Here is an 11,393-nt window from a genome sequence, read left to right as displayed (position 1 = left end):
CAGGATCCTCGTAGTAGGCGGTGGGTACGTAGGCCTGTACGCAGCTCGGCGCATTCTCAAGAAGATGCGCTACGGCGAGGCGACCGTCACGGTCGTCGACCCCCGGTCGTACATGACCTACCAGCCCTTCCTCCCCGAAGCCGCCGCCGGCAGCATCTCCCCTCGGCACGTCGTCGTCCCGCTGCGACGCGTGCTGCCGAAGGCGGAGGTCCTCACCGGCCGGGTCACCACCATCGACCAGGACCGCAAGGTCGCCACGATCGCGCCGCTCGTCGGCGAGGCGTACGAGCTGCCTTTCGACTACCTGGTGATCGCGCTCGGCGCGGTCTCCCGCACCTTCCCGATCCCCGGCCTCGCCGAGCAGGGCATCGGCATGAAGGGCATCGAGGAGTCCATCGGCCTGCGCAACCACGTCCTCGAGCAGCTGGACAAGGCCGACTCCACGACCGATGAGGAGATCCGCCGCAAGGCGCTCACCTTCGTCTTCATCGGCGGTGGCTTCGCCGGCGCGGAGACCATCGGCGAGGTCGAGGACATGGCCCGCGACGCGGCGAAGTACTACAAGAACGTGTCCCGTGAGGACATGCGCTTCGTCCTGGTCGACGCCGCCGACAAGATCCTCCCGGAGGTCGGCCCGAAGCTCGGCCTGTACGGCAAGGAGCACCTGGAGAGCCGCGGTGTGGAGATCTACCTCTCCACCTCGATGGACTCCTGCGTCGGCGGCCACGTGGTGCTGAAGAACGGCCTGGAGGTCGACTCCAACACGATCGTGTGGACGGCCGGCGTGAAGCCGAACCCGGCGCTGGCCCGCTTCGGCCTGCCGCTCGGTCCCCGCGGCCACGTCGACACCGCGCCGACCCTCCAGGTGCAGGGCACCGACTACATCTGGGCCGCGGGCGACAACGCCCAGGTGCCGGACGTCGCCGCCCGCAAGGCCGGCGTCGAGAACGCCTGGTGCCCGCCGAACGCGCAGCACGCGCTGCGGCAGGCCAAGGTCCTCGGCGACAACGTGGTCTCCGGCATGCGGGGCTTCCCGCAGAAGGAGTACAGCCACGCCAACAAGGGCGCGGTCGCCGGTCTGGGTCTGCACAAGGGCGTCGCGATGATCGTCCTGGGCAAGACCAAGATCAAGGTCAAGGGCCGTCTCGCCTGGTACATGCACCGTGGCTACCACGGTCTGGCCATGCCGACCTGGAACCGCAAGATCCGCATCTTCGCCGACTGGACGCTCGGCATGTTCCTCAAGCGCGAGGTCGTGTCCCTGGGCGCCATGGAGAACCCCCGCGAGGAGTTCTACGAGGCCGCCAAGCCCGCTCCGGTCGCCGCCGCGAAGGCCGAGGAGAAGGCGAAGGCCTCCTGACCCCGGTCACCGGTCGCTGAACCATCCGAAGGGCCTCCCGCCATCCGTGGTGCGGGGGGCCCTTCGGCGTGCCCGGGAGCCGGCCCGATTACATGCTGGCTACATCTGTTTTGCCCAGTCGTAACTCCTTTGCGGGACTGCGCGGCTGCCGTCACGGTGTTTACGTGGTAACTGGCATCCGGGATCGATGTCTTGGAGGTGTGCGCCATGGCCGACGCCGCGTCGCGGCTGAGGAGTGTTGCCGAGCAGGTGCTGGGAGTCCCGCTCCCGGTGCGGCTGCGGGCCTGGGACGGATCGGAGGCCGGGCCGCCGGGCGCGCCGACGCTCGTCGTGCGCAACCGCCGCGCCCTGCGCCGCATGTTGTTCAAGCCGGGCGAACTGGGCCTGGCCCGCGCCTGGGTCGCCGGCGACCTGGACATCGAGGGCGACCTCTACGGCGCCCTCGCCGTGATGTCCGGGCTGATCTGGGAGCGCGGGGAGGACGCCCGTACCCTCGCGCAGGCACTGCGCGACCCGCGGGTGCGGGCCGCCGTCCGGGAGCTGGTCAGGCTCGCCGGGCCGCCCGTCCCGCCCGCCCCGCCCCGCGAGGAGGTGCGCAGACGGAGCCACCTGCACACCCGCCGCAGCGACAGGCAGGCCATCAGCCACCACTACGACGTGGGGAACGACTTCTACGGGATCGTCCTCGGGCCGTCGATGGTGTACTCGTGCGCCTACTGGGAGGACGGCGGTACGTTGGAGACCGCCCAGCGCGACAAGCTCGAACTCGTCTGCGCCAAGCTCGACCTGAGGCCCGGTCAGCGGCTGCTGGACGTCGGCTGCGGCTGGGGGTCGATGGCGATCCACGCGGCCCGCGAGCACGGCGTCGGCGTCGTCGGCGTCACCCTCTCCCAGGAGCAGGCCGCGTTCGCCCGTAAACGGGTCGCGGACGAGGGTCTGACGGACCGGGTGGAGATCAGGGTCCAGGACTACCGGGACGTCAGGGACGGGCCGTACGACGCGATCTCGTCGATCGGGATGGCGGAGCACGTGGGGGCCGAGCGGTACCTGGGGTACGCGCGGGATCTGTACGGGCTCCTCAAGCCCGGCGGACGGCTGCTCAACCACCAGATCGCACGGCGCCCGCAGCGCGACGAGTCGGCCTACGACGTCGACGAGTTCATCGACGCCTACGTCTTCCCGGACGGCGAGCTCGCCCCGGTCGGCACCACCGTCACCCAGTTGGAGCTGGCCGGGTTCGAGGTGCGGGACGTGGAGTCGATCCGCGAGCACTACGCCCGCACCCTGCGCCGTTGGGTGGCCAATCTGGAGGCCGAGTGGCCGCGGGCCATGCGGCTGACCAGCCCCGGCCGGGCCCGCGTCTGGCGGCTCTACATGGCCGCATCCGCCCTCGCCTTCGAACACAACCGCATCGGCGTCAACCAGGTGCTGGCCGTCCGGACCCCGGACTCCGGTGCCTCCGGGCTGCCCCTGCGCAGCCGCGTCTGGCAGAACTGAGCCCCTGCACGGACCAGCTCACGCACGGACGAAAGGGGCCCCGCGTCACCCGCGGGGCCCCTTCGCCGCATCTGCCGCCGTTCGCCGCCGCTACTCGGCCTTGATCGCGGCCAGCATGTTCAGCTTCGCCGCGCGCCGGGCCGGCCACAGGGCCGCCAGGACGCCGACCGCGCCGGCCAGGAGCAGGAAGACCGCCATCCGGGCCCAGGGCAGCACCAGTTCGTACGTCGGCATCCGCGAGCCGACCAGCTGACCGGCCGCCCAGCCGAAGAACACGCCCAGGCCGAGGCCCAGCACGCCGCCGAAGAGGGAGATGACCAGGGACTCCAGGCGGACCATGCGCTTGACCGCCTTGCGGTCCAGGCCGATCGCGCGGAGCATGCCGATCTCCTGGGAGCGCTCGAACACCGACATGGCCAGCGTGTTGATGACGCCCAGGACCGCCACGATCACCGCCATCGCGAGCAGGCCGTAGACCATGTTCAGGATCAGCGTGAACGCCTGTGCGATGGAGTCGGACAGGTCCTGCTTGTCCTGGACCTTGATCGCCGGGTTCGAGCCGAGGGCCTTCTCCAGCCTGTCCTTGGTGGCGTCCGACGCGCCGTCCGCCGTCTTGACCATGACCTGCATGTCGGCGGGGTCGGTCTCGTGCGGGGTGAGGGTGGTGCTGTCGAGCATGATCCCGCGGATCACCTCGTTGCCCTCGTAGACCCCGGCGACCGTCAGCCGCTGCGACTTCCCGTCCTCGTAGTGGACGGTGAAGACCGAGCCGGCCTTCCAGCCGTGCGACTTGGCGGTGTCGTCGTCCACGGCGACGTCCGATCCGCCCACCTTGAAGGCGCCGCTGTCCACCGTGAGGTCGGTGAGCCTGCCGATCGAGGAGCCGTCGACGCCGGTCAGGAACTCGGTCTCGCCGTCGATGCGGGAGGCCGCGTTGCTGAGCGGGCTGGAGGCGGTCACGCCGTCGGTCGCCGCGACCTTCTTCGCCACGTCGGGGGAGAGCGCGTTGCCGTTGGCCATCGAGACGATGTAGTCCGCGCGGATCGCCGAGCTCGCCATCTTGTCGATGGACTTCTGCAGACTGCCCGCCATCACCGTCATGCCGGTGATCAGGGTCAGGCCGATCATCAGCGCGGAGGCGGTGGCGGCGGTACGACGCGGGTTGCGCACCGAGTTCTGGCGCGCGAGCTTGCCGGAGACCCCGAACCCGCGCAGCAGCGGGGCCGCGGCCGCGATCAGCGGGCGGGACAGCAACGGGGTCAGGACGAAGACGCCGATGATGAGCAGGACCGCGCCGAAGCCCATCGGGGCCTGCCCGTCGCTGCCGTTCATCGTGGTCGCCGCCAGGATCACCACCACGCCCGCCGCCGAGAACAGGGCGCCGATCGTGTTGCGCAGTACCAGCGACTTGGTGGTCGGGGCGGCGTGCAGGGCGCTCATCGCGGCCACCGGCGGGATCTTCGCGGCGCGGCGGCCGGGCAGCCAGGCGGCCAGCATGGTGATGACGACGCCGACCGCGAGCGCGGCGGCCACCGTGCCGGGGCTGACGACCAGCGGGCCGTCCGGGACGGTCGCGCCGAACGAGCCGAGCAGCGAGCGCAGTCCGGCGCCGATGCCGATACCGGCGACCAGACCGGTCACCCCGGCCACCGCGCCGACCACGAACGCCTCGATCAGCACCGAGCGGGTGACCTGGCGGCGGGAGGCGCCCACCGCGCGCAGCAGGGCCAGCTCCTTGGTGCGCTGGGCGACCAGCATGGTGAAGGTGTTGGCGATGATGAACGTGCCGACGAACAGCGCGATGCCGGCGAAGACGAGCAGACCCGAGCGCAGGCCGCTCATGCTGCTGGAGATCTGCTCCGCCTGGTCGTCGGCGAGCTTCTGCCCCGTGGTGGTCTCCACGAGCTTCTTCGGAAGGGCCGCGTCCAGCTGGGACTTGAGGGCGGCCTGCCCGGTGCCGGACTTCGCGGTCACGTCGATCTCGTCGTACGTGCCCTTCTTGCCGAACAGCTGCTGCGCGGTCGCCGTGTCGAACAGGGCGAGGCTGCCGCCGGCCGTGACGTTGCCGTCGTCGGTGGTGAAGATGCCGGCCACGGTGGGGGTGAGGACCGGGCCGTCGACGGAGATGCGCACGGTGTCGCCGACCTTGTAGCCGGCCCGCTCGGCGGTCCTGGAGTCGATCAGGACCTCGTCGCTGCCGCTGGGCGCGTGGCCGCTGACCAGCGGGTAACGGGCGTCCTTGGTACCCCAGTAGTTGCCGCCCTCCGACTGCCAGCCGCCGCCGATCAGCTTGCCGTCCTTGTCGGCGATCGCGGTGAAGCCGGAGACGACCCCGGTGGCGGAGGCGGCCCCGGGGACCTTCGCGGCCTTGTCGAGGAGGGCCTGGGTGAGGTCGGGGGTCTTGCCGACCTGGTCGCCCTTGGAGTCCTGGTACTTGGCCTGTACGGCGACGTCGACGCCTTCGAAGCCCTTGGCGGAGCTGTTCTGGTAGGCGTCCGAGATGGTGTTGGTGAAGACCAGGGTGCCGGAGACGAACGCGACGCCGAGCATGACGGCGAGCACGGTCATCAGCAGCCGGGCCTTGTGCGCGAGTACGTTGCGCAGGGCGGTGCGGAACATCAGCTGGTGCGGCCCTTCGCGTCGAACTGCTTCATGAAGTCGAGGACCGTCTCGGCGGTCGGCCGGTACATCTCGTCGACGATCCGGCCGTCGGCGAGGAAGACCACGCGGTCCGCGTACGCCGCCGCCACCGGGTCGTGGGTGACCATGACGACGGTCTGGCCGAGCTCCCGCACCGAGTTGCGCAGGAAGCCCAGGACCTCGGCGCCGGAGCGGGAGTCGAGGTTGCCGGTCGGCTCGTCGCCGAAGATGATCTCCGGGCGGGAGGCGAGCGCGCGGGCCACCGCGACGCGCTGCTGCTGGCCGCCGGAGAGCTGCGAGGGACGGTGGCCGAGCCGGTCCCGGAGGCCGACCATCTGGATCACGCTGTCCAGCCACTGCTTGTCCGGTTTCCGACCCGCGATGTCCATCGGGAGGGTGATGTTCTCCAGCGCGGTCAGCGTCGGCAGCAGGTTGAACGCCTGGAAGATGAACCCGATCTTGTCCCGGCGCAGCTTGGTCAGCTGCTTGTCCTTCAGGGAGCCCAGCTCGGTGTCGCCGATCCGCACGGAACCCGAGGAGAAGGTGTCGAGGCCGGCCACGCAGTGCATCAGCGTGGACTTGCCGGAGCCGGACGGCCCCATGATCGCGGTGAACTCGGCCTGCCGGAACTCGACGGTGACCCGGTCCAGGGCGACCACCTGGGTCTCGCCCTGGCCGTAGATCTTCGAGAGGTCCGTGGCACGTGCGGCCACGGAGGTGGTCCGCCGGTCGGCGATCGGTGTGGTGGACACGGAAGGGCGCTCCTGTCGGGACGACGGCGTTTCATGGGGACCGCACCATCGTCTCGGCCGAACCGGCCCGTGTAGTCAGCCGCAGTTCCGGTTCCGGGGGGCGACCAAGGGGGGACCGGCGGGGCACCGCGTCATACCTGGGGATGACACCGAACCCCGAGACCCGATCCGGAACCGGGCGCTCCCGGTCGTCGAGAACAGGTGGAGCCCCCTTGTTCGGACGGTGAAATTCCGTCATTCCGTGTACGCGTGCACCCACCGCGCGTAACGCTATTGGCAAGTGCGGATGGCTCGTTCCGGGTGCTGATGCTCCCTCAGACGTCAATAAAATAAGACAACATCGGGTCGCCCGTCCGCTGTTCGGGGGACGCCTCCCGATAGGGTCGGAACCTCGTAGCGGAGCCCATGGCCTGCCCGGATGGTGGAATGCAGACACGGCGAGCTTAAACCTCGCTGCCCCTCGCGGGCGTACCGGTTCAAGTCCGGTTCCGGGCACTACCCGCGCTACGGCGCCTCACCTGCGAAGGCGGCGGGAAGGCGCCCCTTCTCTTTCATGGCTTGGGAACACCGTGGGAACACATCGGCCCTAACGTGCCGTTATGGCATCAGTGCACGAGCGCAAGAACAAGGCCGACGAGGTCACGAGCCACCAGGTCAAGTGGCGTCTTGGCGGCTCCAGGACCGGTGGCTGGCAGACGGAGATCTTCGATCCCGACGAGACCGGGAAGAAGGCGGCCGAGGTCTTCCGCGACGCCGTCAACGCGGCGGGGCAGCAGTTGAGGGCGGGGTTCCGGGATCGGCTGCTCGGCCGGACGAGGCCGGTGTAGTCCCGGGTGAGGTCGGCCTGGTCGGCCTCAAGCTCTTCCCGGCGGAACCGCTCCCGTCCGACATCCTCGGTCACCTGGTCGAGGCGGTTGGCGATGCTGCAGACCCGGAGGCTGGCGGTGCGCATGGTGCGCGCGGTGATCTGCTCCCTCGCGGCGACCTGCTGCTCGCGCGCCGCGAGTTCTGCTTCCTTCCGTGTACGGTCACGGTCCATCGCTGCGGTGAGTTGCCGTGCGCGCTGCTCGTGGAAATGGGCTGACCCGACCGTCATCTACAGCGAGGGACGGACCGGCCTGGCCATGGTCGACATGTGGCTAACGACAGTGAACCCGTACCGGCTGACCAGCCCTAGCCGGGTGTACAGCCCCGACTTCAAGCGGCCGAGGTTCACGGGATGGCCCTGACCCTGGAGTCCGTCAACGGGCTGGCGACCGTGGTCCTGGCGTGCGTGTGCGATGCCCTCGACTCCACGGCGGCCTCGGTGACCGGTCAGCCCGGCTGTCCGTGCCGGTACGTCGTCCCGGGCACCCCGGCCTGAGACTCGTGCGGGGACCCCTGCGACGGCAGCGATCAGACGGGCGGTCAGCTGACGGTGAACGTCGCCCGGGTCCACCCGACGACCGAGTTCCCCAACGAGACGCACGAGGTCCTCGGCCTGAAGTCTTGCAGGCCCACGCGGATCGCGGTCGAGCTGGTCATCACGCTGCTGCGGTGCGTGCCCCCAATCGACGAGAACAACCAGTGCCCGCCCACCTGCGAGGACATGGCCGCCGCGGCCCGGGTCATCCAGATCGACTCGGCGACGGTCCTGAACGCGCTGATGTGCTGCGTGCCATCCATCAGCAACCGGCACAGGGGGCCGCTGTACGTCATCGGCATGCAGAAGACGTTGGAGCCGCGCGGCGGCTGCGGTGGCATCGAGCAGCGGCTGACGGACGCGCTGCAGAACTGCCCGTGCCCGGACGGAGAGACGCCGTGAGCGTCGAGGTCCGCCTCGACCAGGGGGTCATCCAGCGGATCCTCCAGCGCCGGGGCGGTAAGGCATACCAGAAGATGGAGGAGCGCACGAGCCGCGTGGCCCGGATCGCCGAGGACGAGGACCCGGGCAGCATGGGCGACTACATCACGTGGCGGGTGGTCGAGGGACCGAAGGGACTTCAGGGCGTCATCCGCTGCGACCACCTGGCGGTCCTGTTCGTCCTCAAGGGCACGAGGCCGCACATCATCCGGCCGCACCGCAAGCAGGTCCTCCACTTCTTCGTGGACGGCCAGGAAGTCTTCACCCGGCTGGTGCACCATCCGGGCACCAGACCGAATGACTTCATGAGCCGCACGCTTCGCCTCGGTCGGTAGGCTGATCCCATCGGTCTGATCACCGGTGGATTGAACAGCAGCAGGCCTCCGGAGCGTGGTGCCCGAGGGGCCTGCCGCATGTCCGGGCGTCTGGTGAACCGGCTGCCGTGCCACACTCCAGGTGTGCGCCTTGTGCCTGGGTGGGTCGGTGCGCCGAAGAGGCCCCGAGAGCTGTGCTGCCGGGGCCTCAGCCGACAGCTTCATGGCTCGGGCCATGCCCCTCGGCCGATAGCCTCAAGTTCTGACGCCCCGCCTTGCCATGGGGGCATCTCGATTGTGACAACACCCGGTCGCCCGGCAGTTCAGAGTGCTAGTTTCCTCCTCACCCAGGCTCGGGGGAGGCAAGTATGGTCAGGAGTGAAGCCCAGATAACTGGGAGACAGGCCGAGATCGCACTCGCCATCAACACCGTTGGCTCGGCGGGGTTGGTGGTCTTCTTCGGCTGGCTCGCGGACGCATCGTACTGGTTCTCCGTTCCGGTTGGTGTTGTATTCGGTTTCGTCGTTTTCATGGGCTCGGCGGTTCTGCTCGGCACCGCGCCCACCTACTTCGATCCGAGGCGCGAAGATGAACTGATCCACGAATATCGCGGCACGGATCGGCAGCTGGGTCTCCTGGCCGAGTTGAATCGTCAGGAGCTTCTCCGGTACCACGACATCGTCACAAAGCAAGCCGCCCAGTCCTTTCGGGCAGGCCAGTTGGCTGCGGGCGCCGGTCTGGTCGTGATCGGAGCATGTCTGTGGGTCGGCCTCAGTGATCCCGGGTTCGATGTGAAATGGTTCAGCGGTGCTATTGCTGGCGTCGCCACTGCCGTATCCGCCTACATCAATCGCACCTACATGCACATGTATGAGAAGTCCATCGACCAGCTGAGTCGATACTTCGAACAGCCTGTCGTGACCGGGTATTACTTGACGGCCGAGCGTATGGCGAAAGCGGACCTGGAGGAGGGGCTCCGTAATCGAATCATAGGATCCGTCCTCGGTACCGCGATGTTCATCACTACGAAGAAGTCAGACCCTGCACCTCCGACAGAAGAGCACCCGCGGGAGCGAAATGAGGGGCAGAAGGAGACCTCGGAGCAGGGCCAGGAGCCTGGGGAGCAGGGTGAGGCGAAGCAGAACGAGAGCACGGAGCAAGGCCAAGAGAAGGAGAACCCTGGCCAGGAGGACGCGGGCGGTAAGTAGTTCAGCGGTACTGGCCGCAATAGCCTTGCTCGACGGCCCTGGGGTGCCACGACTGCGCCCTGCACTCGGGGCAGGTGAGCGAGGGCCAAAGGGCCGGCGGGGTCGTCGCCTTGGCGCTCGGCGGAGTCTCGATGCGGGACAGCAGGACGGGCGACTTGTCCTGTTGTGCACTCATGCAAGCAGAGTGCCCGCCTCGAACCGAGTGTCGCCAGAAGCTGTCGGTTCCGGGGTACAGGCCCACTTCTGTGCCCTCGCTCATTCGCGAAAGCGGCGGAGATTCTTCCCAGCGCCGGTGCGCGACTTCAGATAGTCGTTCTCCGTAATCAACTCAGCCAGCTGAACGACCAGTTGACCGGCCATGGACGTCAGCTTGCTGTTCTCGGCGGCCAGCCTATCTACCGTGGACTTCAGTTCGCTGTTCTCAGCTGCCAGGTCGTCCTTCTCGGCCGCCAGTGCTTTGTACTTCCAGGCGAAGACCCCCAAGGCGCTGGCGGCCAGAACGCTGATGCCGACCCCGGCTGCGCCCCTGGCTTTGCCGAACCTGCCTCCGGCCGACCCTGCACCATCCTTGCCGATGCAGACGTGGCCCGTCTGGAACGAGTGCTCTTGAGCCTCGTCGAGGTCGTCGCTCTCGTACGAGCACGACCCGCATTGGTAACTGGTCATCAGTTATTCCTCTCCGCCGGAGAGATGACATTGCCACAGGGACCGTGCCTCTGGCGGCCACTTGGTCAACCTCCGCCCGTACGGCGACTCCGACCGACGGATGCCCCCCTGCACTAGCGTGCGCGCCGCTGGTTCTGGCCGTGCCGCCAATGCCCCCGGAACGGGCCCATGACGCTGAACGACTACTTCACACGCGGCGGCGACCAAGTACGCCTGGCCAAGTACCTCCAGTTCGTGGGCTCCCCGCTGGCCAGTCGGGGATGTGGTGGCAACGGGAAGCCCGTCCCACGCACCGGGTCGTGAACGAGCTCGCTCTTCGAGTGGCCCGGTTGCTAGCTGGGGCGTATGGCGTGAAAATTGATAAACGGCTGGGTCGCACGGTTTGAGTCAACCGGCTCGCCGACAGTGCAGATCAGAATCGTACGTGTCACGCAGCCTGCACTGCGGCTCGGCAGATTTTCGCGAACAAAGCCTTCCGTTATTTTCGCACCGAGCTGTGGAAGGTTTCAAAGCTGGTATCTCTGGAGGCCGCTATGACTGAGACCACTCTTACGGCCAAGCCTGCACTTCTGGTCGTAACCCCCGGATCCAGTGAAACCACGTTCATAACCTATAGCAAGGATCAGGACGAAAATATCTTTGAGCGCACATGGACGATTGCGGCAGCGGCGGCTCCTGACTGGTCGCCACATGTGGGTAGCGTCGACGAAGGTCCCGAACACGGTGAGTACAAGAAAACACTCAAGTCAGGCATGAAATACGAGGTCGGAGTGTTTCAGAAAGGAGGAGGTCCCGGGAGTTCCGAACCGCGGCAGCATGCTGACTTGATCGTCTACTGCATAAGCAACACTCGTGAAATGGGGCTAATTACGGATGAGAATCACGACCGAGGGGGCACCTGGGCTTCGCTGCGGGTAATAGCACACGACTGTGAAGTCGTGGCAGCCGGAGCGTCGCGCACCACTCCCTCTCTTGCGGGTGCAGGGTTCCCTCGGTTGACCGCTCCAGAGGGAAACGTGACGGCTAATATTACAGTACAGGGCGGGGGGATCGTCGCAATTGACCTCATGTGCTCACCTCTACTTCCAGGAAATCCATACTTCTTCGTTGTGC

13 protein-coding genes and 1 tRNA gene are annotated in these 11,393 nt (G+C 67.6%); 10 read left to right on the top strand and 4 right to left on the bottom strand.

Annotated elements, in window-relative coordinates:
* Both JF597_RS47635 and JF597_RS47630 read left to right on the top strand, forming a co-directional pair.
* Nucleotides 1-1,360, top strand: a 1,360-nt coding sequence (locus JF597_RS47635; RefSeq protein ID WP_294011725.1) for an NAD(P)/FAD-dependent oxidoreductase, incomplete at its 5' end; no start/stop codon positions are given.
* Between the two features lie 207 nt (nt 1,361-1,567).
* The gene (locus tag JF597_RS47630; RefSeq protein ID WP_294011723.1) at nt 1,568-2,857 is read left to right on the top strand and encodes a cyclopropane-fatty-acyl-phospholipid synthase family protein; all 1,290 of its coding nucleotides are present in this window, start codon (nt 1,568-1,570) and stop codon (nt 2,855-2,857) included.
* Between the two features lie 90 nt (nt 2,858-2,947).
* Here JF597_RS47630 and JF597_RS47625 read toward each other — a convergent pair whose 3' ends face one another.
* Together JF597_RS47625 and JF597_RS47620 are read right to left on the bottom strand one after the other, a co-directional pair.
* Nucleotides 2,948-5,476: an ABC transporter permease gene (locus JF597_RS47625; protein ID WP_294011721.1), complete on the bottom strand. Its 2,529-nt coding sequence runs from the start codon at nt 5,474-5,476 to the stop codon at nt 2,948-2,950.
* Complete coding sequence (locus JF597_RS47620) at nt 5,476-6,249, bottom strand: ABC transporter ATP-binding protein (RefSeq protein ID WP_294011719.1); 774 nt, start codon at nt 6,247-6,249, stop codon at nt 5,476-5,478. Before JF597_RS47620 ends, JF597_RS47625 begins: the two co-directional genes overlap by 1 nt.
* Nucleotides 6,250-6,661: 412 nt before the next feature.
* Here JF597_RS47620 and JF597_RS47615 point away from each other — a divergent pair.
* The 6 genes from JF597_RS47615 (at nt 6,662) to JF597_RS47590 (ending at nt 9,614) form a co-directional block, all read left to right on the top strand.
* Nucleotides 6,662-6,744 (top strand) — tRNA-Leu (locus tag JF597_RS47615).
* 104 nt (nt 6,745-6,848) lie between these two features.
* Entirely contained in the window at nt 6,849-7,076 is a 228-nt protein-coding gene (locus JF597_RS47610) for a hypothetical protein (protein WP_294011717.1), read from the top strand.
* 392 nt (nt 7,077-7,468) lie between these two features.
* Entirely contained in the window at nt 7,469-7,612 is a 144-nt protein-coding gene (locus JF597_RS47605) for a hypothetical protein (RefSeq protein WP_294011715.1), read from the top strand.
* A gap of 54 nt (nt 7,613-7,666) precedes the next feature.
* Nucleotides 7,667-8,053, top strand: coding sequence for a hypothetical protein (locus tag JF597_RS47600; RefSeq protein WP_294011713.1), 387 nt, complete (start codon nt 7,667-7,669; stop codon nt 8,051-8,053).
* On the top strand, nt 8,050-8,427 hold the full coding sequence (locus JF597_RS47595; RefSeq protein ID WP_294011711.1) for a hypothetical protein: 378 nt from the start codon (nt 8,050-8,052) through the stop codon (nt 8,425-8,427). The genes JF597_RS47600 and JF597_RS47595 overlap by 4 nt, the downstream gene beginning before the upstream one ends.
* A gap of 347 nt (nt 8,428-8,774) precedes the next feature.
* Nucleotides 8,775-9,614 carry a hypothetical protein gene (locus JF597_RS47590; protein ID WP_294011709.1) on the top strand — a complete coding sequence of 280 codons (840 nt, stop codon included), beginning with the start codon at nt 8,775-8,777 and terminating at the stop codon, nt 9,612-9,614.
* Between the two features lies 1 nt (nt 9,615).
* Here JF597_RS47590 and JF597_RS47585 read toward each other — a convergent pair whose 3' ends face one another.
* Complete coding sequence (locus tag JF597_RS47585) at nt 9,616-9,789, bottom strand: hypothetical protein (protein ID WP_294011707.1); 174 nt, start codon at nt 9,787-9,789, stop codon at nt 9,616-9,618.
* Between the two features lie 80 nt (nt 9,790-9,869).
* Nucleotides 9,870-10,280, bottom strand: a complete 411-nt coding sequence (locus tag JF597_RS47580) for a hypothetical protein (protein ID WP_294011706.1) — start codon at nt 10,278-10,280, stop codon at nt 9,870-9,872.
* 168 nt (nt 10,281-10,448) lie between these two features.
* Here JF597_RS47580 and JF597_RS47575 point away from each other — a divergent pair, with 168 nt between their 5' ends.
* Both JF597_RS47575 and JF597_RS47570 read left to right on the top strand, forming a co-directional pair.
* A complete protein-coding gene (locus tag JF597_RS47575; protein ID WP_294011704.1) occupies nt 10,449-10,583 on the top strand; it encodes a hypothetical protein in 135 nt (44 codons plus the stop codon).
* Between the two features lie 230 nt (nt 10,584-10,813).
* A partial coding sequence (locus tag JF597_RS47570; protein WP_294011702.1) for a hypothetical protein occupies nt 10,814-11,393 on the top strand: 580 nt, incomplete at its 3' end.

The organism is Streptomyces sp. (assembly GCF_019510245.1).
Lineage (GTDB): Bacteria > Actinomycetota > Actinomycetes > Streptomycetales > Streptomycetaceae > Streptomyces.
This window is presented reverse-complemented; position numbering and strand designations above follow the sequence as displayed.

Excerpts from the sequence above, each read along its gene's own strand:
- JF597_RS47630 (WP_294011723.1), top strand. The coding sequence starts at position 1,568 with ATGGCCGACGCCGCGTCGCGGCTGAGGAGTGTTGCCGAGCAGGTGCTG.
- JF597_RS47580 (WP_294011706.1), bottom strand. The coding sequence starts at position 10,280 with ATGACCAGTTACCAATGCGGGTCGTGCTCGTACGAGAGCGACGACCTC.
- JF597_RS47610 (WP_294011717.1), top strand. The coding sequence starts at position 6,849 with ATGGCATCAGTGCACGAGCGCAAGAACAAGGCCGACGAGGTCACGAGC.
- JF597_RS47590 (WP_294011709.1), top strand. The coding sequence starts at position 8,775 with ATGGTCAGGAGTGAAGCCCAGATAACTGGGAGACAGGCCGAGATCGCA.
- JF597_RS47585 (WP_294011707.1), bottom strand. The coding sequence starts at position 9,789 with ATGAGTGCACAACAGGACAAGTCGCCCGTCCTGCTGTCCCGCATCGAG.
- JF597_RS47575 (WP_294011704.1), top strand. The coding sequence starts at position 10,449 with ATGACGCTGAACGACTACTTCACACGCGGCGGCGACCAAGTACGCCTG.
- JF597_RS47625 (WP_294011721.1), bottom strand. The coding sequence starts at position 5,476 with ATGTTCCGCACCGCCCTGCGCAACGTACTCGCGCACAAGGCCCGGCTG.
- JF597_RS47605 (WP_294011715.1), top strand. The coding sequence starts at position 7,469 with ATGGCCCTGACCCTGGAGTCCGTCAACGGGCTGGCGACCGTGGTCCTG.